We start from the raw sequence: 22,285 nt of genomic DNA, 5'->3' as shown, positions 1-22,285 counted from the left end.
TTGGTCCTTCTATAAAGTCCAGATGGACGTGGCGGCCAAGGACTTGGCAGCCGAGGCAAGACCGCGTCGGACCGCATCATCGGAATCGATGGATTGGACCGCAACGGAAAGGCTGTCAAACGCCAATCGGTACAGCGCCTCGAGTCTGCCTGACGCAACCAAAGTGATGTCGCGCCTCGATCGATCGCCAGCCAGCCCCGCCGCCAGTTCGAGGCCGATCAGGGTTCCCGATATTTTCTCGCGGGCCGAGGCGGCACTGCCACCGAATAGAAGCTGACCAGAACGCACCTGGAACAGCAAATTGGCCGCGAATGCAGGCGCCTCAAAGGCGGCAACGACAGCCGATTTGAAGGCCTGGGTATCCACGGCTTCGTCCGCGTTCGCTACGGCCAGCGAGAGAATCGTCCCTTGCGATACGGCGCTGAAGAGTTCGCCGGTCATGAATGTGGTGAAGCGTTCGACGGTCCCACCACGCACGCTCGCCCATTTCGAATGGGTGCCGGGCATGCAGACCAGCGCTTCACCATCTGCGCCGAGAGCACCAAGCAACTGGGTTTCTTCGCCGCGCATCACGTCCGGCGCTTTGGTGTCGCGCTGTGCGATGCCTGGAAGGATCCGGATATCACGGGATTGACCGGGAACCGGAACCGCACGCTGCAGGATGGATGTGAGGCTTGCCGGCGTATCGATGTATCCCGCTTCAACCCAGCCCTGCCGGGCCCCCGCCATTCCGCAGATGATGACGGGAAGGTGATCGGCGCCGCCGATGGCATCGAGATGCGCTTGCAACACGGCGGCGAAGCCGATTTTGGCGGCCGCCATCATGCCTTCATCGCTGCGTCGTTCCGCCAGCACGGCGCCGGAGCGATCCATCAGCCAAAGCCGGAAGCTGCTGGTGCCCCAATCGATGGCGACATAGGCGGCCTGGCTCATTTCGAAGTCCGTCCTGATGTTCGTGCTTTCTGTATGGCGCTCCACACCAGATACGGCGTCGCCGGCATGTCCAGTTCATTGATACCGAGCGGTGACAAGGCGTCGAGCACGGCGTTCATGATGGTTTGCGGCGCGGCGATGCTGCCGGCCTGCCCGGTTCCCTTCACGCCCAGCGGATTGGACTTTGTCGGCGACGATTGATTCAGACCGCCGGCGAAATTCGGCAGATCCTGCGCGCGCGGCAGCGTGTAGTCCATGAAGGAGCCGCTGAGCAGCTGCCCCTCGGGATCGAACACGATGTGCTCCAGCAGCGACTGTCCGATGCCTTGCGCCACCCCGCCATGCACCTGGCTGAGCGCCACGCGCGGATTGATCAGGCGGCCGAAATCATCGACGATGGTGTAGCGATCGAGCCGCACCACGCCGGTGTCGGGATCGATCTCGACTTCCGCGACGTGGCAGCCGTTCGGAAAATTGTAGAGTTCGGAACTGTTGGTCGCGCTTCCCTCGAGCCCCGGCGTCAAGCCCTCCGGCAGATTGGCGGCATCCCGTGCGGCATCGGCTACCTTGCCGATCTCGATGGCGCGCTCGGTGGATTTCACGACAAAGCGGCCATCGGCAAACACCACCTGATCGGCGGGCGCCTGCAGCAGATGCGCTGAAATCAGCCGGCCTTTCTCGATCAATTTCTCGATCGCCATGACAAGCGCGGTGCCGCCCATATGCATCGAACGGGCGCCGCCATGGCCGTTGCCGCCGGGCAGAAAATCCGTGTCGCCCTGCTGGAAACGGAATGCATCGATCGGCAATCCCAGCAGGTCGGCCGCGACCTGCGGATAGGCCGTCTCATGCCCCTGCCCGTTGGATTGCGTACCGACCGCCAGCGACACCGTGCCGTCGGCCTCGAACGCGGCCCGCGCCATTTCCAACGGCACACCGCGGGACGTTTCGAGGAAGCACGCAATCCCGAGGCCGCGCAGCAGGCCGGCTTTGTCAGATTGCTTGCGCCGCTTGCGAAAACCGTCGCGATCGGCGAGCGCGATCGCGTCGTCCAGATTGGCCTTGAAGCGGCCGCCGTCGATCTTCATGCCCATCGCGGTGCGATGCGGAAACCTGCTGACGATGTTGCGGCGGCGCAGCTTGACGGCATCGATGCCTGACTTGATCGATGCAAAGTTCACGAGCCGCTCGATCAGATAATTGGCCTCGGGTTTGCCGGCGCCGCGATAGGCGTCTATTGGCGGCGTGTTGGTGAAGGCGCCGCGCACCTCGTAAAACACTGACGGGATGTCATAGACGCCGCCGATCGCGCTGCCGGCCGCATTGGTGGAGCTGATCGGGCCGCTGGTCGACAGGTACGCGCCCATATTGGCGACCGCCTTCACTTCGAGCGCGAGAAACCGGCCATCGGTGTCGAGTGCGAGCCGCGCACGGGAAAAGAAATCGCGGCCATGCGCCGAGCTGACGAAATCTTCCGATCGTTCGCAGACCCAGCGCACCGGGCGGCCGAGCTTCCTTGCCGCCCACAGCACCAGCGCATATTCGGGATAGACGTAGTTCTTCATCCCAAAACCGCCGCCGACGTCGGGCACCACCACGCGCAGGCGCTCGAGCGGAATCTTGAAGACGGCGCTAGCTAGCACCTTGCGGGTGTCGTGGACGGCCTGACCGGTTACCGACAGCAGAAATTGATCCGTCTTGTGATCATGAAAGCCGATCGCGGCGCGCGTCTCCAGGGGAGCTGCCACCACGCGGTTGTTGAACAGGTCGCATTCGACGATATGCGCGGCCTCTGCCATCGCCGCGGCAACAGCTGCCGCATCGCCCCTATGGAACAGGAAGGCGGAATTGCCCGGCGCCTCCTTCCAAAGCAACGGAGCGTCCGGCTTGAGCGCCGCGGTCGCCATGGTGACGCAGGGCTTGGGCTCATAGGCGATCTCGACCGCTTCGGCGGCGTCCACCGCTGCATCCAGCGTCTCTGCGACAATCAGGACGACGGGATCACCGACATGCCGTACGAAATCACGGGCCAGCGCGGGGCGCGGCGGCGCGATGATCGGCTCAACCGCATCAATCACCGTGACGCAGGGCAACTCGCCGATCCCGTCCGCCGCGAGATCGGCTTCGGAAAGCACCGCCACAACGCCGGGAAGCGCACGCGCCGCGTCCAGACCGAGCCGGGTGATACGCGCGAAAGCGTGCGGCGAACGGACCACATGGGCGTGCAGCACGTCAGCCACGTGATCATTGGCGACGTAGGTCCCGCGCCCGGTGAGGAAGCGATGATCTTCCAGCCGGTTCAGGGACTTGCCTTGATAACGATCGCGCAACCGCTCACCTCCTTGGCGTAGAGCCAAGGGTTATATTGGGCCATTGCGGGGACCGCCACCCTTCTCGCCCTGTCGAATTTGCGTTGCGGACCTGTCGACCACTTCGCGCGCTCTAGCGGGCCGGATCCGACGACGTCTGTCGGACCCAATTCCTGTTGGCCGAGACGATACCGGTGCCGACCAGGATCCCGAGCAGAACGAGGGCCATACCGGCGACCAGCTCCACCGTCAGCGATTCGCCAAGCATCGCAATGCCCAGCGCCATCGCCGTGATTGGATTGAGCGTCAGGTACAACACGGTCGTCGTCGGGGGCAGCCAGCGCAATGCCCACATGAAAAGCGAAAACTGCAGAACACCGGCAACTGTTCCAAGGAACGCCACCGCGATCCATGCTTTTGTACTGAGCGACGGCAAAGCCGCGCTGCCTTGCTGGAGACCGACTACCGGCAACAAGACAACGACGGCGAATGCCATCGCCAATGCCGTCACGAAAATCGGCCCGTGGCGCATCAGGGTTGCGCGGCTGAACACGGAGTAGATGGCGGCGCAGAGGACGCTAAGAAGCATCAACCCGTCTCCGACCATGTAATCGGCATTTCCCCGCCCGAATGCAGCGGTGCCAAACGCCACGGCGATGCCAGAAAACGCCAGCACGACACCTGCGACCTTCGCGGTTGTCAGCTTCTCGCGTCCAAAGGCAGCTGCGACGATCAGGGTCTGGATCGGTATCGTCGCCAGACCAACCGCGCCGCGCGCGGCCGGCACGTACTGGAGCGACGCATTGAAGGCCCAGGGAAAAAGCACAAAGAACAGAATCCCGAACCCGGCGATCTTTGCACACTCGGATAGCGCAAGGCCGCCGCGCGGCCACATCGCCAGCAGAAACGGCGCAAAGCAGGCGATCGAGATCAGGTAGCGGTAGAAGACCAGCGAGATCGGGTCGATCTCTCCAATGACCGAGCGCGTGGCAACGACGGCAGCCCCCGCGATCAAGGCCGCGGCCGCCGCGGCGGCATGGGCGAGTACAATCCTGTTCATGATGCCGCCACCTCGATCAGCCACCCGGCGCCAGCCAGTCACTTTCAAATCACAAGTTACACTAGCCATGACACTTTAAAAATGCAAGTCGGTCTGATAGATTATCGAGGCACACCGTTCCGGGCAGGTCCGGTGCTGGAAACACGGGCACGTTCGCCATGGCAAAACATGACTTCCGATCGACATGCTCCATCGCGCGCGCGCTGGAAGTCGTGGGCGACAAGTGGACCCTGCTCATCGTTCGCGACCTGATGTGGCACCGCAAGCAGACCTTTCAGGCGCTGCAGGACAGCGCTGAACGCGTCCCGTCGAACATCCTGTCCGAACGGCTCAAGAGGCTCGCGGAATGGGGCCTGGTGAAACGCGAGCCCTACCAGCAAAACCCGGTCCGATACGCCTATCAGCTGACCGACGAAGGAAAACGCCTGGAGCCCGTCCTGCTGCAAATGATGAATTGGGGCCACGAGCAGCTCGGTGGGGGACGCTACGACCCGAAATCAGGCAAGAGCTGGAAAGCCCGAACCGGGCTTTAAACGCGCGGCTAGTTCGATCTGTCGCTGGATCTCTCTCGGCAACGCTTTCGTTTTGAGGGTGAAGTTCACAGGTCCTTTTCGGCGAGTATGCGAAACGCGTCGGGAACGGAAGAAGAGACGTCCGGCGCCACCGATCCGTAGCCGATCGCATCCCATCCGAAGCGTTCGCGGATTTTATCGACCGCATGGTCGGCCGCCCCACGTGCCATGCCTCTTTTGGTGCCGGGACGGCGTGCTTCATCGCCAAGTCCGAGCGGGAGTTCGAGTTCCACATCCCGCTGCTCTCCAAGATGCGACACGGAAATCCCCAGGAGCGAGATGGTTTTCTCGTGAGGATGATCGGTGAGGACAGCGCGCACCAGCTCCTCGGCGACCTCGGCCAGAATCAGGGTCGCGGAGATTGGTGCGTCGAGCGTGACCGAACGCGTGACTGAATTCAGATTGGCGAAGCGAACGCGGACCGTCACGGTCCGCCCAGGCCTGGACTTGGCGCGGAGCCGGCTTCCGATACGGTCAGCAAGATGAAGCAAGGTGGATCGAACAACCCGCTGTTCGGCAGGTTTCCTCCCAAGCGCCGATTGCGCTCCTGCCGATCGAGCCCGGCGGTGAGTCTTGATTTCCCGTGGATCACGATTCCACGCCAGCGCCGAAAGTTTCGTCCCTGCCGCGGAACCAAGCACCCGCGTGAGCGAGCATCCCGGTGTCGCTGCCAGCTGCCCGATCGTGAGCACGCCGATTTCGGCCAGCCGTGTCCGCGTCGCCGGACCCACGCCCCACATCAGCTCGACCGGCAGGTGGTGAAGGAATCCGAGCTCCGTGTCGGGATCGACAACGACGAGCCCGTCGGGTTTGGCCACTTGCGAAGCAATTTTCGCCAGATGCTTGGTGCGCGCGACACCGACCGAGATCGGAAGGCCAAGCTCTGCGCGCACGCGTTGGCGGATGGCCGTTGCGATTTCGGCGGGCGGACCGAACAGATGGGTACAGCCCGCGACGTCGGCAAAGGCCTCGTCGATGGAGATCCGCTCGACGAGGGGCGTGAAATCGCCGATCACCTTGATGGCGGCATCGCCCAGCCGTTGGTACTCCCTGAAATGCCCGCTGATAAAAATGAGCTGCGGACAGAGTTCGCACGCTTGCCGTCCCGGCATGCCGCCGCGGACACCGAAAGCCTTGGCTTCGTAAGACGCGGCAAGCACAACCCCGCCGCCGACGGCAATGGGTTTGCCGCGCAGCGATGGATCAAGCAGCTGCTCTACCGAGGCATAGAAAGCATCCAGGTCCGCATGGAGGATGGTGGCTGTCGTTGCCATCCGACCGTTCGCACATGACGTTTCGACGAGGTTCCCGCAGAGAGAACATAATGAGAACGAGAACGCCTTGTGTCAAGCGATCGGCGACGCGCGGGCGTAGATCAGCTTTCAGCCGTGATACGCAAACAGCTCGATCGGGTCATTGAAGCCGCGCACCGGATGTTCACCGACGCGTTCGAGATCGAAATCGCCCTCGACGGAGTCGGCGAACGCGCGGGACAACAGCACCGTTTTCCCCAATTGCTTGGTGAGGGCTTCGAGGCGCGACGCCATGTTGACGGCCGGACCGATGACCGTGAAGTCGAGCCGGCTGCGAGACCCGATATTGCCGTACATGACGTCACCGACGTGGACGCCGATTCCGTAATTCAACGGCGCGCGGCCGGTTTCGCTGTTCTTTTCGTTCAGCGCCGTCATGGCCTGACGCGCCTCAGTCACGGCATGCAGCAGGTTTGCACAGGCTTGGGGTTGGCTGATCGGAAAAATGGCGAGCAGACCGTCGCCGATGAATTTCAGTATTTCGCCGCCATGCCGCGTGATCGGCTCCGACATCGCGTCGAAATAGCCGTTCAGGAGATCAATGACGTCATCGCGCGGCCAGTTGTCGGAGATCCGGGTGAAATCACGTAAGTCGCAGATCATGATGGCGGCGCGAACCGTCGTCCCGGTTCCGCGCCTGGTGGCGCCCGCCAGAATGAGCTCGCCGGCATGCGAGCCGACATAAGTCTCCAGTAGCGTACGCGCCAGCCGGTTCTTGACCCGGATTTCACTGACCAGCGCCAGCACCGGCAGCAATCTCTGCAGGGCGGCGATATGCGCGGCGTCGAAACCGCCTGGCCGGTCGGTTGCAAAGGTCACGATGTGGCGCTTGCCGAGCGTATGATACAGCGGCCACGCCACATAGTCGGTCAGGCCTTTCGCCCGCATCTCGTCATAGACGGCATGCTTGCGGGCCAGCGAGGGATCGCGCTCGAGATTCTCGCGCACCTCGGTGACACCGTCATGGATTTCGTTGGCGGGACTGCCGATATATTCGGATCGCTCCTGAACATCGTAGTCAACGCGCGCAATCTCGGCCTCGCGCATCCCGTCTTCCCACATGATCCGGGCGCCGAGCCATTGCGGATGGTGGATCAGGATATGAAGCGACGCCCGCTTGACGGGAATGTTCGCTTGCTGAAGCCGGATGCACATTTCGGCAAAGATATTGTCGATGAAGCGCTGATCGCGCGTGCCGTTGGTCAGCCAGTGCACGACGTCGCCGCCGGATTGCGCTGTGACGGGATCGATATTCAGCGGCGCGTCCATACTTACTCCTGAGCGGTAACGTGGATCGATGGTGCGGGATATGTGTTCCCGCGCGGCGACGTCAATGGAGGCCGCCGCAATTTGCCTGCGCGATCGGGAACGCCGGCTTAAACACCCACACTTGGTCACACACGATCGCGGAGATCCGCGTCCGGCGCCAGATCGGCCGCCTGCCGCAGCGCCTCGATCAGGCTGCGCTCATCCGCGATACCCTTGCCAGCAATGTCGAAAGCCGTGCCGTGATCGACCGAGGTCCGGATCACGGGCAGGCCGACCGTGATGTTAACACCCGCTTCCAGCCCGAGGACCTTGATGGGGCCGTGACCCTGATCGTGGTACATCGCAACCACCATGTCGTAATCGCCGCGGCCAGCCAGGAAGAACAGCGTGTCCGCCGGCAGCGGGCCGCGTACATCCCAGCCACGGCGCTGGCAGAGGTCGATCGCGGGCGCGATCTTCGCCGCTTCCTCGCCACGGCCGAACAACCCGTTTTCGCCGGCATGCGGATTGATCGCACAAACACCAATTCTTGGATTGGCGATGCCGGCGCGTACCAGTACGCCGTGTCCGCGCGAGATCACGCGTTCGACGAGGCCGGGCTCGATCTTCTCGATCGCATCGAGAAGACCGATATGCGTGGTGACGTGGATGACGCGGAGCTTCGATGACACCAGCATCATCGAGACTTCGGGCGTTCCGGTGAGATGCGCCAGCAATTCGGTGTGGCCCGGAAATTTGTGGCCGGCCGCATGAAGAGCTTCCTTCGACAGCGGCGCAGTGCAGATCGCCTGCGCGCCGCCTGCCTGCACCACTTCGACGGCCTTTTCGATGCAGCGATAGGCGACCTCGCCTGCTGCTGCCGACACCTGGCCGAACGGCAAATCGTCCGGCACCAGTTTCAGGTCCAGGCATTGCACGGCGCTTGCGGCAAAATCCGCCTGTTTGGCATCGCCGAGGCCATCGACCGCAACCGACGCGCCGACAAGCCGGCCTGCCTTGCGCAGCCGGTTGGCGTCGCCGATCACGAGCGGATTGCAGATTGCCCGCGCCGCTTCCTGCGCCAGCGCCTTCATGATCACTTCGGGGCCGATGCCGGCGGGATCGCCCATCGTGATCGCAATCGTCGGGCGGCTCATGCAAAACTTCCTCTGGTTCGAACGGCGTGAAGGCGCGCGTTGATGCGTACAAGACTATCCGCGTCGCCGAATGCGCCCGCCTTGGTGACGACAGGAACGGACAGCGCGCCCAGCGTGAGGCCGAGCGACACGCCGGGTTCGATCTCGTCGGCAAGACGGATAGCGTTGACGCCAAGGCCCGACAAGAGCGCTGCCGCGGTTTCGCCGCCCGTTGCCGCAATCGCACCGATCACGGGCGCGGCGACTTGCAGCGCTGTCGCGAGATTATGGGCCAGAAGCGGCCCTACCGACATGTCTGGAGAATCGTTCAGCGATATCTCGACGAGAGCATCGACACCATTAGCGAGACGCGCCATCACTCCGGAAGCAAGTTCCGCGCGATCGACATCATTTCCCGCCAGGGCTTTCGGTTCGACCGGAAAATATGCGGCCGCTCCCGTCTCTCTCAAGCGGCGCGCCGCGACACGGGAGGCAGCGGCGAGCGAACCGACGACGGTGAGTGTTCCGAACTTGCTGGCGGGAATACGCAGCGCTTCGCTGCCGCCACGCCCCTCCAGATTCGCCAGCGCATGCGCAAGACCCGCGCTGCCGATGAAGACGCTCGCAGGCGATGCATGCAGCCCCGCCTCCGCGATCAGGGCCAGATCATTCTCGGTCTCGGCGTCACAGATGGCAACCATTGTGGCCGACCGATCCGCCATCGTCGCGAACCTGGCTCCGAGATCGCCCCCACGCACAGCGGCAAGTGTGACCTTCTCGCCGCAAATTCCGGCGGCAGCGAGAACGTCGTCGAGATCGGCATTCGGATAGGTGTGATCGCGCCGCCATAGCTCGGTTTCTTCCAGGGCCGCGCCGTGAACGAGGACTCGGCCATCGACGGTGGTGCGGCCGGTCGCCGGAAAGGCTGGTGCCAGCACGCCAAATATCCGCTCGGCCGCTGACTTCAGATGGGCAAGCGTCGCGGCCAGTTCCGCCGCGGGCTGTCCCCGCAACGTTGAATCGATCTTCTTGAACAGCGCACGTTCGGACATCGGCAAGCGTGCCAGCACGCCGAGATGGCGCGCCGCAGCGGCCTCGGACGAAAGACCGCGGCTTGCGACGTCATGGGCCCAAACAGCTGCCTGGCGATGCGACGGCTTTGCGGCGTCACCCCACGTCACGACCGCCTCACGCCCTATCCTGCCGAAGGCAATGGCGCAGTCGGCGGCTCCGGTCAGATCGTCTGCAAGGATCAGCCAGTGACGGGCTATCCTTGCGCAGTCGGTGATATGCTTTGTCACGCCCAGACCCTACCCTATTTGCCGTCTGCTGCAGTGCGCAGCGCTGGATCCTTTCACCATTCAGTTAAGGTATTTTAATACCTTTCGCATGATCCACTATTGACTTTCGAGCCGGCCAACTTTAGTAAGTGATTACTCACTTGATTGGTTCGGATGTGTCTTATGGCGTCAGAGTGGCCCGGTTTCCGGCGGTGCGTCCGGATGCGTGCGAGGGAATCCGGTCCAGGCCGGAGCGGCGAGAGCCGCGGCCGTCCAGCAATCGCGGGCGCCTGACGGAGCGAATGGTCGCCGCACCCCGATGGGCCAAATGGCGAAGCGACTCGCGATGCCCCGCGGGTCGCCCCTGAGCGCTCCCTTCCAATCCGGAAATGTCATGAACTGCATCGGTCTTCGGACATCCGTCGCCTTGGCCATGGTTTCAGCGCTCAGCCTCCTCACCGCCGGATGTTCGTCGCTGCCGAGGACGCCACACAGCGTTGCGGATGCATCCTCCGCGCGCGTGCTCGATCTGGCGGATTTGCGCCGCTACGCCGACGAGCCCGCCGCCACATTCCGGCTAAATCCGCCCCAGGCCGTGCTGCGCGGACCCCGCACCTACCTTGCGCTATCGGGTGGCGGGGCCGACGGCGCCTATGGCGCCGGTGTGCTGATCGGCTGGACCGAGACCGGCAGGCGTCCCTCGTTCTCGATCGTGTCTGGCGTCAGCACCGGCGCGCTCATCGCACCATTCGCGTTTCTCGGTCCCGGCTATGACGCGACCTTGCGCGAACTCTACACCAGCGGCATCGCCGAGAGCCTTCTCGACGCACCGAACCCGTTCAATGCCATCTTCGGGGCGGGTCTGTTCGGCAACGCCCGGCTGCGCGAACTGGTGGCCAAATATATCGATGCCGACTTCGTCGCGGCGGTCGCAGCCGAACACGCCAAGGGCCGGCGGCTGCTCGTCGTCACGACCAACCTCGATTCGCAGCGCACCGCGATATGGGACATGGGAGGCATCGCCTCGCTCCGCACGCCGGCGGCGCTGAACCTGTTCCGGGACGTCGTCGCCGCATCGGCCAGCCTGCCCGTGGTGTTTCCGCCGATGCTGGTGACCGCGGAAGCCAACGGCAAGCGTTTCGAGGAGATGCACGTCGATGGCGGCGTGACCGCGCCTGTCCTGACGCTGCCGGAGGCCTACCTGCTGCACGATGCCAAGCCGGGCCAGATGGGCAATCTGCAGCTCTACATCCTGATCAACAACAAGGTCGAGCGTGAATTCAAGCTGGTTCGGAATGCCACTGTCGAAATCGCGGCGCGGTCGTCATCGACGATGACGAAAATCCAGACCCGCTCGATTCTGTACAGCACCTATATCTTCGCCCGCCGCAACAAGTTCGGATTCAACCTGACTTACATCGAGGGCGATCAGCCGGCTTCGCCGACCTCCGGCTTCGACACCGCCTATATGCGCGCGCTGTTCCAGTACGGTTACGACAGGGCGCGCGGCAACCGTGTCTGGTCGGTCTCCCCGCCGCCGGACGAATTGGAACCTGCGCCGATGTCCGGCGTCTCAACCACGCGGCATCTCGCCAGCGGCAATTGATGTCAGACCCGACTTTCAATCCGGCACGTGCAAACAACGAAAGCAGCCGATGTCAAACAAGCAACGATTTGCGGTCATCCTTCTCTCCCTCCTCGCGCTTGCTCCGCCATTTGCGATACCCCAATTGTCGGCCATGCAGGAGGCTGCCACGCAGCAGGAAGGCACAGAGGACGCGCGCGTCCACCAGGAGGCGGTCAATCGCGAGCTCGAGGCATTCCGTGCCGCCCAGCTCTCACTGCGCCAGGCGATCGGGATCGCTGAAAAGCGGCACGCCGGTTCGAGAACCGCGGATATCAGCTTCGATGGCGCGTCGGGCTCCCCGGTTTATCGCGTCAAGACCGTCCAGGATAACCGTCTCTGGGAACATGCGATCGATGCAAAAACCGGCGACACGATCGGTGCGGAAACAGTGTCGCACCTGAAGGACCTCAATCCGGACGACCGGAACAACGTCATGGCGCTGCGGACCGTCCGGCAAGAGCTGTCGGACGCCGTCATCATCGCGGAACAGGTAGCGTCGGGACGCGCCATCGGCGGAAGCCTGATGGACGACAATGGCAAACTCAATTTCGTCGTCGTCGTTGTGAACGGCGGCGGCGATCTGAAGCAGGTCGTTCTCGAACCACCGCAGGCAAGAGGCCGGGGATCGAACGCCCGCCACGGATCGCGATGATTCAATCACACCACGGCGAACACCAATTCGATTCCGCCCGCTGCGTGAAGGTCATGTCGAAAAAGTTCGCGGACATCGATTGGTTGCTTGCCGTCCCACCTCCAGGATCGAAAGACATGCCTGCACGCCTCACACATGAGCATCGCCATGCGCGAGTTCGCCCTGAAGGCCGCCAGTCCTCAATGCAGCGATGACGATCCAGCCGTAAAAAGCCAGCATGACCGCCGATATGATCCAGCCGGAAACCGGACCCACGCCGGCGTTCCTGACCCAATCGTGGAAGGTGAGAGCCGGCGGGACCTCGCCGCTGAAGGAGGGAAAGGTCACTTTGAGCGCCCATGCGCCCAGCAGGATCAGGAATATCCAGATGTAGTTGCGTCGCAACCTTCGCGACACGGCCTCTGCCATCGACATCACGAATGTCGGCGCCAGGAGATCGGCAGCCATGATGCGCTGCCAGTCCTCCTCCGCTTTCACGCCGGGATCAAACAGTTTGGCGTAGTAATTGCGCTCCAGCCTGCGCACGCGAGACCGATATACGTCGAAGAAGCGATAGCGCCGCGACTCAATCATCAGCAGGAAGAATGCCAGCACCATCGCAAACATCAGCACGCTGTGGTGCGCATTCGATGTCGAAAGTGAGACCGAGAGCATCGCGGCGACCAGCGTAATGGCCCAATTGGTGGTCCGGTCGATGCGATCTCGCCATCCGGCCATGCGGGCAATCTCGGCCCGATGGAAATGAGCAAATGCAGTTATGAACTCGCTGGGAGATGAAGGAAAATAGATGCGGCCGATTTCGCGTCTTTCCGGTTCCTGCATTTTCATCTCCCTGTTTCGAATTCATCACGGCGATCGGCCGGCAACAACGGCCAGCGGCGTGCAGGCACCGATGCCTGTCATCGATAAGCTCGCGGTCGAGATCGGCTGCATCGTACGCTTCGCTTGCCGGACGTGCAGGCCAGAATGCCGGACTTCGGTTTCGGGCCGCTGGGTGACACGACCGGACCCTTCGCGGCGTTTGTGAATGCCCAAGCGGAGCGCTGGGCAGCGGCCGTCAAGGAAATAACACGGCTTCAACATTGACGATGACCGCATCTGGTGAAGAGGGCCGGTCTCGAGGACCGCATCAACGCAATGTTGATTCGCCATACGCACGGAGAACGTCGCGCGGGTGCCCAGGCTCAATATGCTCCTGACGACTTCCTGCACCATCGGGCGCGAGATGAAGGCCGTCTCGTGCGCCCCGAAAATGCTGCGTGCATTTTGCGTGCAAAACCGGGATTTTTGGTCAATAAGAGGCCGCGTGAAGGTCGCGCAAGCCATTGAAATAATGGTCGGAGTGGCAGGATTCGAACCTGCGACCCCTGCGTCCCGAACGCAGTGCTCTACCGGGCTGAGCCACACTCCGACTAAGAACGCGGCTTATAGCTGCCGGTTTCGGTCACCGCAAGGCACCGATTTGAGGAATTAATCCCTGTGAATACAAGCCTGAAAACGTCGGTTTTGCCCGCCAATGAGGCCGCGGTGGCCTCTGCCGCGCATTGTTTGCGCGAAGGCGGGCTGGTCGCGTTCCCGACCGAGACGGTTTATGGGCTCGGGGCGGACGCCACCAATGCGGCTGCAATCGCCCGGCTATACCAGGCCAAGGGCCGGCCGGCCTTCAATCCGCTGATCGCCCATGTCGGCGATCTCGCCGCAGCGCGCGAAATCGGCCGTTTTGACACGGCCGCCTTGCGGCTGGCCGAGGCGTTCTGGCCGGGGCCGCTGACGCTGGTGCTGCCGAAAGCCGAACATTGCGCGGTCGCCGACCTCGCCACCGCGGGGCTCGAGACCGTCGCGATTCGGATACCGGCGCACCCTGTGGCGTGCGACATCCTGCGCGTCTTCGGCCGGCCGGTGGTGGCGCCGTCGGCCAATCTGTCCGGGCACGTCTCGCCGACGACGGCCGCCCATGTGCAAAGCGATCTTGAGGGGCGGATCGACCTGATCGTCGATGGCGGCGCGGTCGCGGTCGGTGTCGAATCGACCATCGTTGGCATTTTCGACGAACCGATGCTGCTGCGGCCGGGTGGCCTGCCCCGCGCCGACATCGAGCGCGTGCTGGGCCGCGCGCTCAAACAACCGCCTGCGGACGCCGAGAGTGACAGCGCCCAGCCGCTGGCGCCGGGCATGCTGGCGTCCCACTATGCTCCGAGAACGCGTGTGCGGCTCGGTGCAATCAGGATCGAGCCCGGCGAAGCGCTGCTGGCGTTCGGCAGCGATGCAGTTTCGGGAATTGACGCCGCCGCCGCGGTGATGAATCTGTCCGTACGCGGCGATCTCAGCGAGGCCGCGGCCAATCTGTTCGGCTATCTTCGCGCGCTCGACAGCAAGGCTGCGCAAACCATCGCCGTGATGCCCATTCCCAACGACGGATTGGGTGAAGCCATCAACGACCGGCTGCGCCGCGCCGCGGTTGGGCGGGAGTGAATCGGACGGGAGTGAAACCAGACCATGAATATCGTCCAGCCTGCCGCGCCACAGATTCCGCCCGAGCTGATCGCGAAATTCCGCGCGATCGTGGGCGACAAGTATGCGGTGACGGATGCTGCCGATATCGCGCCTTATGTCACCGAGGAACGCGACCTGTTTCACGGAAAATCTCCGCTGGTGTTGCGGCCGGGATCAACAGCGGAAGTCTCCGAAATCTGCAAGCTCGCCACCGCGCATAGAATCGCGCTGGTGCCGCAGGGCGGCAATACCGGGCTGGTCGGCGGCCAGACGCCGCATAATGGCGAAGTTGTCGTCTCGCTGCGTCGGCTAGATAAAATCCGCGAGGTCGATGCCGCCTCCAACACCATGACCTGCGAGGCCGGGGTGGTGCTGCAGGTCGCGCAGCAGCGCGCCCGCGACGTCGACCGGCTGTTTCCGCTGTCGCTTGGCGCCGAAGGAAGCTGCACCATCGGCGGCAATCTCTCGACCAACGCGGGCGGCACGGCCGCGCTCGCCTACGGCGTGGCGCGCGAGATGGCGCTCGGCCTGGAAGTGGTCCTGGCCGACGGGCGGATCCTGAACTCGCTGTCGAAGCTGAAAAAGGACAACACCGGCTACGATCTGCGCAACCTCTTCATCGGCGCGGAAGGCACGCTCGGCATCATCACCGCGGCGACGCTAAAGCTGTTCCCGAACCCGCGGGCGATCGAGACCGCCTATGTCGGCCTGCAATCGCCGGCGCAGGCGCTGAAGCTGCTGTCGATCTCGCAGAACGAGGCCGCCGGCAGCCTGACCAGCTTTGAACTGCTGGCCGACATCGCGGTGGATTTCAGCATCCGTCACGGCATCGACATCCGCGATCCCCTCGAGAGCAAGCATCCCTGGTACGTGCTGATGGAATTGTCGTCCTCGCGCGATGATGCCCGTGACGCGCTGGAATCGATCCTGGCCAAGGGCATGGAAGAAGGCATCGTCGATGACGCCGTGATCGCGGCGAACCTCAGCCAGCGCTCGGCGTTCTGGAAGCTGCGCGACGAGATGTCGGCGGCGCAGAAGCCGGAAGGCGGCTCGATCAAGCACGACATCTCCGTGCCGGTCGCCGCCGTGCCTGATTTCATCGCAGAGGCCAACGCGGCGGTGGTGAAGTTGATCCCGGGCTCGCGGCCGGTGCCGTTCGGCCACCTCGGGGACGGCAACATCCATTACAATGTCAGCCAGCCGGTCGGCGGCAACACTGCGGACTTCCTGGCGCGCTGGCACGAGGTCAACGAGGTCGTGTTCGCGATCGTGCTCCGGATGGGCGGATCGATTTCCGCCGAGCACGGCATCGGTGTGCTCAAGCGCGACGAACTGCCTGACGTGAAAGACAAGGTCGCGATCGAACTGATGCGGAGCATCAAGGCGATGCTCGATCCCGCAGGGATCATGAACCCCGGCAAGGTGCTGTGAACACATCAGTGCCAAAGCCGCTTCCGCCACTCGCCATCGCGCCGATCGCGGATGCCGACGTCCCCGCCGTCGTCGCGCTATGGCAGGCGTGCGGACTGACGCGGCCGTGGAACGATCCGGCGTCCGACATCGCACTGGCGCGGCGCCGGCCGAATTCGACCGTGCTGATCGGCCGCGACGGCGGCGCCATGGTGGCGACCGCCATGGCCGGCCATGACGGCCATCGCGGCTGGGTCTATTACGTCGCGACTGATCCGGAACGCCGCGGCCGCGGCTATGGCCGCGTCATCATGAACGCGGCCGAGGATTGGCTGCGCGCGGCCGGCATGGCCAAGGTGCAATTGATGGTCCGGCGCGAGAACGCCCGCGCTGGCGCATTCTACCAGTCGATCGGCTATGCCGAGGCGCAGACGATCGTTTTCGCCAAATGGCTCGACGGCCGCGCGCCTACGCCTTGATGAAGGAATGCCATGACCATCTCCGACCGCGTCCGCATTAAAGACGAGCGTGTCCTCTCCCATGCGCGCTATTTGTTGAAGAGCATCACGCTCGACTACCGCCGCGGCAGCGGCGAATGGCAGACGCAAGTTCGCGAAGTCTATGACCGCGGCAATGCCGCAGCCTTGCTGCCGTATAATGTTGCCTTGCGCACCGTGGTGCTGGTGCGGCAGTTCCGCTTGCCGGCCTACGTCAACGGCCATGACGATCTCCTGATCGAAGCCGCCGCCGGCATGCTCGACGATGCATCGCCGGAGGAGCGAATCCGCGCCGAGGCCGAAGAGGAAACCGGCTATCGCCTCCACGACGTGAAGAAAGTGTTCGAGGCCTTCATGAGCCCGGGCGCGGTGACGGAGAAACTGCACTTCTTTATCGCCGAATATGAAGCCTCGATGCGGATCGGCAGCGGCGGAGGCCTGGCCGACGAAGGCGAGGACATCGAGGTGCTGGAATTGCCGATCGATTCCGCGCTCGCGATGATCGCCGACGGCCGCATCGCGGATGCCAAGACGATCATGCTGCTGCAATATGCGGCGCTGAATATTTTCAGGTGAGCTGTCGTTCCGGGGTAGCTGTCGTCCCGGCCTTGCGCCGGGACCCATACCGCGTGATGTTTATTGCTTTTAAAGGTCTCTAACGCCTTTGCTCTTACCGATAGGACACGGCGGTATGGGTCCCGGCGCAAGGCCGGGACGACGCAGAGTTAAAATAACGATCCCTGCCCTTCATCCTCCGGCTCTGATGAAACCACCTTCCGCACGGTTTTCTTCGGCTTCGGCTCCTCGGCCGCGCGCTCTTCGTCCGTGATCGGCAGCAGCAATTGCGCGTCGTCATTGGCGACGCGATTGACCCGCGTCGAAATCTCGTGCCAGGCGAATTCTCTTTCCGCGGGGCCGGTCAACAACGCCATGACGTCGTCGGCATCAAAGGCCCGGGCATCCAGCCAGCGCTCGAACTCCTCGGGCGCGATCGTCACGGGGACGCGGTGATGCAGCGCCGCCAGATCTCGGCTGGCCGGCGGGGTGACGATCGCAACGCTGTCGACCTCCTCGCCATTCGGCCCCATCCAGGTCTCGGCCAATGCGGCAAAGCCGACCGGCTTGCCGTCGCGGCGGTGGATGAAGAACGGCCGTTTGCGGCCGCTCGAATCCTGCCATTCGTAATAGCCGTCGGCGGGAATCAGGCAGCGCCGCCGCTTGATTGCGTTCTTGAAGGCGGGCTTTTCCCGCACCGTCTCGGAGCGGGCATTAATCAGCAGCGAGAACTTGCGCGGGTCCTTGACCCAGGCCGGCACCAGGCCCCAGCGCATCAACCGGAAATGCCGGCCGCCATTCTCCAGCATCACCACCGGGATCGGCTGCGTCGGAGCAATATTGTACCGCGGCGGGAAATTGGGCTGCTCAACGTAGCCGAAAATCTGCCTAAGTGCCGCCGGCGGCGAGGTAATTACGAAACGTCCGCACATAATCTAACCCGAATGGGGGTCCGTTTAATCCCTTTTAACCCCAGTTGTTAACACTGGAACAGATGAGCTTACCGGCCGCCACAGAAGCGCGACCCGATCGCCCGACACCGCCGCCACGCACGGGCCCCATCGATGAGGCCCGCGCCGCGCTGCTGCGCGCCGCCAACATCAATCCCCGCACCGGGCTTGCCACCGACTATCTGAATCATTTCAACGAAGCCATCATGCTGCTCGAGATGGTTCCGGATATGCCGGAATGCGCCGAGGATTTTCTGACCTGGAGTCCGCTGTCCTACGCCGAGCATTTCTGGGCTTCCAATTTCAAGGCCCGCGATCTCGCGATCGAGGCCTATGAATTGGCCGACCCCAAGATTCGCACCGAGTTCGACAAGGTAGCCAACACCATGACCTCGATCCTGACCGCGGTAGGCTCGGCGATGCGCGAAGCCCGCCAGGACAAGACCCGCGCCACGCTCGCCGAGCAGGCCACCGGCTGGGTCAAGCCGCTGGTGGCACTGGCGGGCGGCATCATCAACGGCGCCACCGAGGCCGACGTCGAAACCATCATGTCGAACTAAGGCCTGACCTGACGGCAGTGCATTAGACCTCTGCGCATCGATCGGGCATGATCCGGACAGAAACCGTCTGCCACTTTTGCCGGATCAAGCCCTTGGATTCGCTAGCCCCGCCCATCCGTCCCCAGCTCGCCGTCAGCGGCGCGATCTTTCGCGACGGCAAGGTGCTGCTGGTCCGCCGCTCGCGCTCGCCGGGCAAGGGCTTTTTCTCGTTCCCCGGCGGCCGGGTCGAATTCGGCGAATCGCTGCATACGGCGCTGCATCGCGAGGTCGACGAGGAAACGGGCTTGCGAATCGAGATTCTGGAGCTGGCCGGCTGGCGCGAAGTGCTGCCGGGAACCGGCGGCGGCGGGCATTATCTGATCATGTCGTTCGCGGCGCGCTGGACCGCCCGGGAGCCGGTTCTGAACGATGAGCACGACGATTTCGGATGGTTTGACCCCGATGCGCTCGGCGATCTCAGGCTCACCGGCGGCCTTCTGGAGGTCTTAGCAGCGGCACGGAAGCTGGTTTAGGCGCGAGTCCTTTGTTTTGACGCGTTTTCTTGACGCGAACCGGTGTCCACCCCGGATCAAGTCCGAGGGCATGCTTCGCTTGAAAACGCTATGTCTTGCCTCCGGCGCATTGAGGGGGCATATCGGGCGGGTTCTGGACCCCCAAATGCGCAAGCACTTTTTCGCCGTCCTCATCGTCATCTCGGCCTGCCATCTGACGCCCGCGCGGGCCCAGGATGGTGCTGCCCCGTTCGACCGCGATTTGCAGCGGCTGGCCGAAATCCTCGGCACGCTGCACTATTTGCGTGGCATCTGCGGCAACAATGAAGGCGCGAAATGGCGCAACGAAATGCAGGCGCTGGTCGATGCCGAAACGCCCTCGGGCGAACGCCGCGCGCGCATGATCGCCGGCTTCAACCGCGGCTACAACGGCTTCCAGCAGACCTACCGCACCTGTACGCCCGCCGCCTCGATCGCGATCCGCCGCTACATCGAGGAAGGCTCGAAAATCTCGCGCGACCTGACTGCCCGCTATGCGAACTGACCTGCCCCTCGACGCAATCTATTTCGATCTCGACGGCACGCTGACCGATCCAAAACCCGGCATCACCCGCTCGATCCAGTATGCGCTGCAAAAAGCTCGACCATCACAGCATCCCGACCGAGGACGAACTGACCTGGTGCATCGGCCCGCCGCTGCGCGCCAGTTTTGTCAGACTGCTGGGCGCGGAAGATTCCGCCGACCGCGCCGTGTCGCTGTACCGCGAGCGGTTTTCCGATGTCGGGCTGTACGAGAACGGCGTGTATGACGGGATCAGCGAAGTGCTGACGAAACTCCGCCAGTCCGGCCACCGGTTGTTCGTCGCCACCAGCAAGCCGCATGTGTTCGCGACACGCATCGTCGAGCATTTCGGGCTGCGCCATCATTTCGAGCATGTGTTCGGCTCCGAGCTCGACGGCACCCGCGTCGACAAGTCCGATCTCCTGGACTACGCGCTGAAGATCGCGGCCGTCGATCCGTCCAAGACGCTGATGATCGGCGACCGCAGCCACGACATCGTCGGCGCCAAGAACAACGGCATGCAGGCAATCGGAGTGCTCTACGGCTATGGCAGCAAGGACGAATTGATCGGGGCCGGCGCGCTGCATGTCTGCGCCACGCCGCAGGCCATACTCGACTGCATTTCCCGGGATTTTTCTGCGGAACCCGCGACCCCATCAAATGCCGGGAGCGGCGTTAACCTTTCTTAAAGATGTGGCCTAGCAGGCCCCTCTGCTCATGCTACAGCTTGGCGATCAGATGCGCTCCGCTGGGGAACGCGCGCAACGTCTGTCGAGTTTCATGAGCCATCCTGCGTCTTATTCGCTTCACCGCGATCCGCTGCCCGACCACGAACAGAAGCAGGCTGCGCTCAGCTACCTCCATGAGGCCTGGGCCGAGGCGCGCCACGATGGCGTCGACGGCGACTGCCTGGCGCAGGCGAGCCTGTTCACGGCGCTGGCCGAACTGGTCTCGACCTATGGCGAGGACGCGGTGGCGAAATTCGTCGAAGGCCTTCCCGCGCGCGTACGCAACGGCGAATTTTCGTTGTCGCTGGCGCGGCAGTAATCCTTCGCACACTCCGCTGTCGTCGCCCGCGAAGGCGGGCGACCCAGTACGCCGCGGCCTCTCGGCTTTATCACAACCGTCTCTGGAATACTGGATCACCCGCCTGCGCGGGTGATGACACCTGTGATGGAGCCGCGTGTCCCGCCCGCGCTCAGAGCACTACGCCCTCAACGTCTCCAGGAAGCGCACCGCCTCGCCGGTCGCTGGCGTCGTCAGTTCGCCCTGCCACATCACGCGCTTGCCGCGCACGAAGGTGCCGACCGGCCAGCCGGTGACGCGCATGCCGTCATAGGGCGTCCAGCCCGCCTTCGAAGCCACCCATTTGTTGGTGATGGTCTCGGAGCGCTTGAGATCGACCACGGTGAAGTCGGCGTCGTAGCCGGCGGCGATGCGGCCCTTGGTCGCGATGTTGTAGAGCCGCGCCGGGCCGGCACTGCTGAGATCGACGAAACGCTGCAGCGACAGGCGCCCGGCGTTGACGTGGTCGAGCATGACAGGCACCAGCGTTTGCACCCCCGTCATGCCCGAGGGCGAGGCCGGATAGGTTTTTGACTTCTCTTCCAGCGTATGCGGCGCGTGGTCGGAGCCGAGCACGTCGATGATGCCCTGCTCGATGCCGTACCAGATGCGGTCGCGGTGATCGGCCGAGCGCACCGGCGGATTCATCTGGGCATGGGTGCCGAGCCGCTCGTAGCATTCGGGCGCCACCAATGTGAGATGATGCGGCGTCGCCTCGCAGGAGGCGACGTCCTTGTGGTCGCGCAGATAGTCGATCTCCTGCTTGGTCGAGATATGCAGCACGTGGATCCGCTTGCCGCTCTCGCGGGCAATATTCACCAGGCGCTGCGTCGCCATCAGCGCCGCGGTCTCGTCGCGCCACACCGGATGCGAACGCGGATCGCCTTCGATGCGCAGCGACTTGCGCTCGTTGAGGCGGTATTCGTCCTCGGCATGGAAGGCGGCGCGGCGCTTGATGACCGCAAAGATCCGCCGCAGGCTTTCGTCGTCCTCGACCAGCAGCGCGCCGGTCGACGAGCCGATGAACACCTTGACGCCGGCGCAGCCCGGCGCGCGTTCCAACTCCGGCAGATCGGCGACGTTGTCGCGGGTGCCGCCGATGAAAAACGCAAAGTCGCAATGCATGCGATGATGGGCGCGCTTGATCTTGTCGCTGAAGGTCGCCTCGGTGACGGTCAGGGGATCGGTGTTCGGCATTTCGAACACCGCGGTGACCCCGCCCATCACGGCGCTGCGCGATCCCGTTTCGAGGTCTTCCTTCTGGGTCAGGCCCGGCTCGCGGAAATGCACCTGGGTGTCGATCACGCCGGGCAGGATGTGCAGGCCCTTGCAGTCGATCGTCTCGGCCGCAGACGCCTGCCCGAGCCCGCCGATCGCGGCGATCCGGCCATTGGAAATGCCGACGTCGCGGATGGCCTCGCCGTCCTGATTGACCACGGTGCCGGATTTTAGAATGGTATCAAATCGCTGATTCATCGGTCCTCGACGCCCGTTTTAGGCTGCCTCTCGGGCTTGTTGACGGCACCTTAGCGCCTTAACTTCCCATGTGATATCCGGCACCTGTGTTTCCCC

At 63.4% G+C, this 22,285-nt stretch carries 21 protein-coding genes, 1 tRNA gene and 1 pseudogene; 12 read left to right on the top strand and 11 right to left on the bottom strand.

The annotated features are described in order from the left end of the window. Nucleotides 1–9: 9 nt before the first annotated feature. The 3 genes from ABIE49_RS30955 to ABIE49_RS30945 all read right to left on the bottom strand — a co-directional run bounded on the left by ABIE49_RS30955 (nucleotide 10) and on the right by ABIE49_RS30945 (nucleotide 4,302). The gene (locus ABIE49_RS30955) at nucleotides 10–933 is read right to left on the bottom strand and encodes a 2-dehydro-3-deoxygalactonokinase (RefSeq protein WP_192735176.1); all 924 of its coding nucleotides are present in this window, start codon (nucleotides 931–933) and stop codon (nucleotides 10–12) included. After that, nucleotides 930–3,263, bottom strand: a complete 2,334-nt coding sequence (locus ABIE49_RS30950; RefSeq protein ID WP_192735177.1) for a xanthine dehydrogenase family protein molybdopterin-binding subunit — start codon at nucleotides 3,261–3,263, stop codon at nucleotides 930–932. Before ABIE49_RS30950 ends, ABIE49_RS30955 begins: the two co-directional genes overlap by 4 nt. Nucleotides 3,264–3,375: 112 nt before the next feature. Next, complete coding sequence (locus ABIE49_RS30945) at nucleotides 3,376–4,302, bottom strand: DMT family transporter (protein ID WP_192735178.1); 927 nt, start codon at nucleotides 4,300–4,302, stop codon at nucleotides 3,376–3,378. Nucleotides 4,303–4,460: 158 nt separating this feature from the next. Here ABIE49_RS30945 and ABIE49_RS30940 point away from each other — a divergent pair, with 158 nt between their 5' ends. Next, nucleotides 4,461–4,835, top strand: a complete 375-nt coding sequence (locus ABIE49_RS30940; RefSeq protein WP_192735179.1) for a winged helix-turn-helix transcriptional regulator — start codon at nucleotides 4,461–4,463, stop codon at nucleotides 4,833–4,835. A 65-nt stretch (nucleotides 4,836–4,900) separates the two neighbouring features. Here the strand turns inward: ABIE49_RS30940 and dinB are convergent, their stop codons facing one another. From dinB to ABIE49_RS30920, 4 genes are all read right to left on the bottom strand, one after another. Beyond that, on the bottom strand, nucleotides 4,901–6,148 hold the full coding sequence (dinB, locus tag ABIE49_RS30935) for a DNA polymerase IV (protein ID WP_192735180.1): 1,248 nt from the start codon (nucleotides 6,146–6,148) through the stop codon (nucleotides 4,901–4,903). A gap of 108 nt (nucleotides 6,149–6,256) precedes the next feature. After that, nucleotides 6,257–7,456 (bottom strand): adenylate/guanylate cyclase domain-containing protein, encoded by a 1,200-nt coding sequence (locus ABIE49_RS30930; RefSeq protein WP_192735181.1) that lies wholly within the window; start codon nucleotides 7,454–7,456, stop codon nucleotides 6,257–6,259. Between the two features lie 125 nt (nucleotides 7,457–7,581). Next, nucleotides 7,582–8,592, bottom strand: coding sequence for a 4-hydroxythreonine-4-phosphate dehydrogenase PdxA (pdxA, locus tag ABIE49_RS30925; protein WP_192735182.1), 1,011 nt, complete (start codon nucleotides 8,590–8,592; stop codon nucleotides 7,582–7,584). After that, nucleotides 8,589–9,872, bottom strand: coding sequence for a four-carbon acid sugar kinase family protein (locus tag ABIE49_RS30920; RefSeq protein WP_354067091.1), 1,284 nt, complete (start codon nucleotides 9,870–9,872; stop codon nucleotides 8,589–8,591). The genes pdxA and ABIE49_RS30920 overlap by 4 nt, the downstream gene beginning before the upstream one ends. A 412-nt stretch (nucleotides 9,873–10,284) precedes the next feature. On the opposite strand from ABIE49_RS30920, the gene ABIE49_RS30915 reads away from it, so the two are divergent. Together ABIE49_RS30915 and ABIE49_RS30910 are read left to right on the top strand one after the other, a co-directional pair. After that, nucleotides 10,285–11,457: a patatin-like phospholipase family protein gene (locus tag ABIE49_RS30915; protein WP_354067670.1), complete on the top strand. Its 1,173-nt coding sequence runs from the start codon at nucleotides 10,285–10,287 to the stop codon at nucleotides 11,455–11,457. A 49-nt stretch (nucleotides 11,458–11,506) separates the two neighbouring features. Continuing rightward, nucleotides 11,507–12,130: a PepSY domain-containing protein gene (locus tag ABIE49_RS30910; RefSeq protein WP_354067090.1), complete on the top strand. Its 624-nt coding sequence runs from the start codon at nucleotides 11,507–11,509 to the stop codon at nucleotides 12,128–12,130. 129 nt (nucleotides 12,131–12,259) lie between these two features. On the opposite strand, the gene ABIE49_RS30905 is transcribed toward ABIE49_RS30910, so the two are convergent. Continuing rightward, a complete protein-coding gene (locus ABIE49_RS30905; RefSeq protein ID WP_192735184.1) occupies nucleotides 12,260–12,952 on the bottom strand; it encodes a DUF2270 domain-containing protein in 693 nt (230 codons plus the stop codon). Between the two features lie 512 nt (nucleotides 12,953–13,464). After that, nucleotides 13,465–13,541 (bottom strand) — tRNA-Pro (locus tag ABIE49_RS30900). A 68-nt stretch (nucleotides 13,542–13,609) separates the two neighbouring features. On the opposite strand from ABIE49_RS30900, the gene ABIE49_RS30895 reads away from it, so the two are divergent. The 4 genes from ABIE49_RS30895 to ABIE49_RS30880 are packed head-to-tail and all read left to right on the top strand — an operon-like array spanning nucleotide 13,610 to nucleotide 17,106. After that, nucleotides 13,610–14,602: an L-threonylcarbamoyladenylate synthase gene (locus ABIE49_RS30895; protein ID WP_192735185.1), complete on the top strand. Its 993-nt coding sequence runs from the start codon at nucleotides 13,610–13,612 to the stop codon at nucleotides 14,600–14,602. Between the two features lie 24 nt (nucleotides 14,603–14,626). Next, nucleotides 14,627–16,054: an FAD-binding oxidoreductase gene (locus ABIE49_RS30890; protein ID WP_192735186.1), complete on the top strand. Its 1,428-nt coding sequence runs from the start codon at nucleotides 14,627–14,629 to the stop codon at nucleotides 16,052–16,054. Nucleotides 16,055–16,062: 8 nt separating this feature from the next. Beyond that, complete coding sequence (locus ABIE49_RS30885; protein ID WP_192735187.1) at nucleotides 16,063–16,512, top strand: GNAT family acetyltransferase; 450 nt, start codon at nucleotides 16,063–16,065, stop codon at nucleotides 16,510–16,512. Between the two features lie 12 nt (nucleotides 16,513–16,524). Then, nucleotides 16,525–17,106, top strand: a complete 582-nt coding sequence (locus ABIE49_RS30880) for an NUDIX hydrolase (RefSeq protein WP_192735188.1) — start codon at nucleotides 16,525–16,527, stop codon at nucleotides 17,104–17,106. 149 nt (nucleotides 17,107–17,255) lie between these two features. Here ABIE49_RS30880 and ABIE49_RS30875 read toward each other — a convergent pair whose 3' ends face one another. Next, complete coding sequence (locus ABIE49_RS30875; protein ID WP_192735189.1) at nucleotides 17,256–18,017, bottom strand: SOS response-associated peptidase; 762 nt, start codon at nucleotides 18,015–18,017, stop codon at nucleotides 17,256–17,258. Nucleotides 18,018–18,079: 62 nt separating this feature from the next. On the opposite strand from ABIE49_RS30875, the gene ABIE49_RS30870 reads away from it, so the two are divergent. The 5 genes and pseudogenes from ABIE49_RS30870 to ABIE49_RS30845 all read left to right on the top strand — a co-directional run bounded on the left by ABIE49_RS30870 (nucleotide 18,080) and on the right by ABIE49_RS30845 (nucleotide 20,695). Then, a complete protein-coding gene (locus ABIE49_RS30870) occupies nucleotides 18,080–18,595 on the top strand; it encodes a hypothetical protein (protein ID WP_249133414.1) in 516 nt (171 codons plus the stop codon). Between the two features lie 92 nt (nucleotides 18,596–18,687). Continuing rightward, nucleotides 18,688–19,107, top strand: a complete 420-nt coding sequence (locus ABIE49_RS30865) for an NUDIX hydrolase (protein WP_354067087.1) — start codon at nucleotides 18,688–18,690, stop codon at nucleotides 19,105–19,107. A gap of 145 nt (nucleotides 19,108–19,252) precedes the next feature. Continuing rightward, nucleotides 19,253–19,630, top strand: coding sequence for a TIGR02301 family protein (locus tag ABIE49_RS30860; protein WP_192735191.1), 378 nt, complete (start codon nucleotides 19,253–19,255; stop codon nucleotides 19,628–19,630). After that, nucleotides 19,620–20,337 (top strand): annotated as a pseudogene (locus tag ABIE49_RS30850) (HAD family hydrolase). The gene ABIE49_RS30860 and the pseudogene ABIE49_RS30850 overlap by 11 nt, the downstream one beginning before the upstream one ends. A gap of 91 nt (nucleotides 20,338–20,428) precedes the next feature. Beyond that, nucleotides 20,429–20,695, top strand: a complete 267-nt coding sequence (locus tag ABIE49_RS30845) for a hypothetical protein (RefSeq protein ID WP_192735255.1) — start codon at nucleotides 20,429–20,431, stop codon at nucleotides 20,693–20,695. A gap of 159 nt (nucleotides 20,696–20,854) precedes the next feature. Here the strand turns inward: ABIE49_RS30845 and ABIE49_RS30840 are convergent, their stop codons facing one another. After that, the gene (locus ABIE49_RS30840) at nucleotides 20,855–22,189 is read right to left on the bottom strand and encodes a dihydroorotase (protein ID WP_192735193.1); all 1,335 of its coding nucleotides are present in this window, start codon (nucleotides 22,187–22,189) and stop codon (nucleotides 20,855–20,857) included. Between the last annotated feature and the right edge of the window lie 96 nt (nucleotides 22,190–22,285).

The sequence above is a fragment of the Bradyrhizobium sp. OAE829 genome (genome assembly GCF_040546575.1).
GTDB lineage: Bacteria > Pseudomonadota > Alphaproteobacteria > Rhizobiales > Xanthobacteraceae > Bradyrhizobium.
The sequence above is the reverse complement of the archived record's forward strand: the minus strand, read 5'-3'. Positions and strand labels throughout refer to the sequence as shown.

Excerpts from the sequence above, each read along its gene's own strand:
- ABIE49_RS30955 (WP_192735176.1), bottom strand. The coding sequence starts at position 933 with ATGAGCCAGGCCGCCTATGTCGCCATCGATTGGGGCACCAGCAGCTTC.
- ABIE49_RS30945 (WP_192735178.1), bottom strand. The coding sequence starts at position 4,302 with ATGAACAGGATTGTACTCGCCCATGCCGCCGCGGCGGCCGCGGCCTTG.
- ABIE49_RS30940 (WP_192735179.1), top strand. The coding sequence starts at position 4,461 with ATGGCAAAACATGACTTCCGATCGACATGCTCCATCGCGCGCGCGCTG.
- dinB (WP_192735180.1), bottom strand. The coding sequence starts at position 6,148 with ATGGCAACGACAGCCACCATCCTCCATGCGGACCTGGATGCTTTCTAT.
- ABIE49_RS30930 (WP_192735181.1), bottom strand. The coding sequence starts at position 7,456 with ATGGACGCGCCGCTGAATATCGATCCCGTCACAGCGCAATCCGGCGGC.
- pdxA (WP_192735182.1), bottom strand. The coding sequence starts at position 8,592 with ATGAGCCGCCCGACGATTGCGATCACGATGGGCGATCCCGCCGGCATC.
- ABIE49_RS30915 (WP_354067670.1), top strand. The coding sequence starts at position 10,285 with ATGGTTTCAGCGCTCAGCCTCCTCACCGCCGGATGTTCGTCGCTGCCG.
- ABIE49_RS30910 (WP_354067090.1), top strand. The coding sequence starts at position 11,507 with ATGTCAAACAAGCAACGATTTGCGGTCATCCTTCTCTCCCTCCTCGCG.
- ABIE49_RS30905 (WP_192735184.1), bottom strand. The coding sequence starts at position 12,952 with ATGCAGGAACCGGAAAGACGCGAAATCGGCCGCATCTATTTTCCTTCA.
- ABIE49_RS30890 (WP_192735186.1), top strand. The coding sequence starts at position 14,627 with ATGAATATCGTCCAGCCTGCCGCGCCACAGATTCCGCCCGAGCTGATC.
- ABIE49_RS30880 (WP_192735188.1), top strand. The coding sequence starts at position 16,525 with ATGACCATCTCCGACCGCGTCCGCATTAAAGACGAGCGTGTCCTCTCC.
- ABIE49_RS30875 (WP_192735189.1), bottom strand. The coding sequence starts at position 18,017 with ATGTGCGGACGTTTCGTAATTACCTCGCCGCCGGCGGCACTTAGGCAG.
- ABIE49_RS30870 (WP_249133414.1), top strand. The coding sequence starts at position 18,080 with ATGAGCTTACCGGCCGCCACAGAAGCGCGACCCGATCGCCCGACACCG.
- ABIE49_RS30860 (WP_192735191.1), top strand. The coding sequence starts at position 19,253 with ATGCGCAAGCACTTTTTCGCCGTCCTCATCGTCATCTCGGCCTGCCAT.
- ABIE49_RS30845 (WP_192735255.1), top strand. The coding sequence starts at position 20,429 with ATGAGCCATCCTGCGTCTTATTCGCTTCACCGCGATCCGCTGCCCGAC.
- ABIE49_RS30840 (WP_192735193.1), bottom strand. The coding sequence starts at position 22,189 with ATGAATCAGCGATTTGATACCATTCTAAAATCCGGCACCGTGGTCAAT.